Genomic DNA, 815 nt, shown 5'->3' with positions numbered 1-815 from the left:
CAGGTTGGAAAACGCTCACTGACTGTCGAGGGCCCGTGTGATCTTGGCGTTGCCGGTGAACGAGATACCGGGCAACTCGTCAAGGCGGTCCAAGAGGTCGGAGAAGGTCTTCGGGTAGTCGATTTCCGTCGGCGCCGCCAATGCGTGGGCGGCGCCGAATTCCCCGGCTTCTTGCAGCTGTTCGCGCAGGAAGCGAATGAGTCGTTGGGACTCCTGAACCTTGTCGTAGAGTTCCTCGTTCTCACCGCGCAGTTCGTTGGTGGCCTGTTCTGCTTTCGCAAGTTCCGCGTACAGGTCGTTGATCTCGTCGACTCGCATCGCCTCCGCACGCTCGGCCTCGTCCAGAAGCGCAGTCACAGCGGCCATGTCGGTGCGCAGGCGTACAACGTCGGTGCCGTCCGCTGCCAGACGGGGACGCGTGCGCTGCCGCGGAATGCTAAGCAGGGCGGCAGGCAACGGCTGCCGGGAGGACAGGCGCTGAGGGAGAGCCGCGAGAATGGACGCGGCCCTGCGCGGGGCGGCCTCGATGGTGCGGCGCGACATCACCGGGTGACGTTGAGCGTCGGGTTTCCAGGCCGGGTCGACACCCGGCAGGTAGGTACGGACGCCTCCGCCGAAGACGGGGTGGAACTCCAGTGCGGCATTGAACTTGGACTGCGCTTCCGGCGTGAGCACGTACAGAACGGCCAACCCGTGCAGGTTGCGGAAGAGCGGTTCGACAACCGTCCGAGACCAGTTGTCTGGGTCCTTGCCGTACGGCACGGTGGCCATGACGACGGGCATCCGCCGGTTATTGAGCGTTTTCCAACCTGGCG

1 pseudogene is annotated in these 815 nt (G+C 64.8%); it reads right to left on the bottom strand.

The annotated features are described in order from the left end of the window. Nucleotides 1-15 precede the first annotated feature (15 nt). Nucleotides 16-815, bottom strand: a pseudogene (locus tag CCN29_RS06200) (hypothetical protein); the annotation flags it as partial.

It is taken from the genome of Streptomyces pseudogriseolus (genome assembly GCA_002154585.1).
GTDB classification, from domain to species: Bacteria; Actinomycetota; Actinomycetes; order Streptomycetales; family Streptomycetaceae; genus Streptomyces; species Streptomyces pseudogriseolus.
Note: the sequence above shows the minus strand (reverse complement) of the source record. Positions and strands in the feature narration are given on the sequence as shown.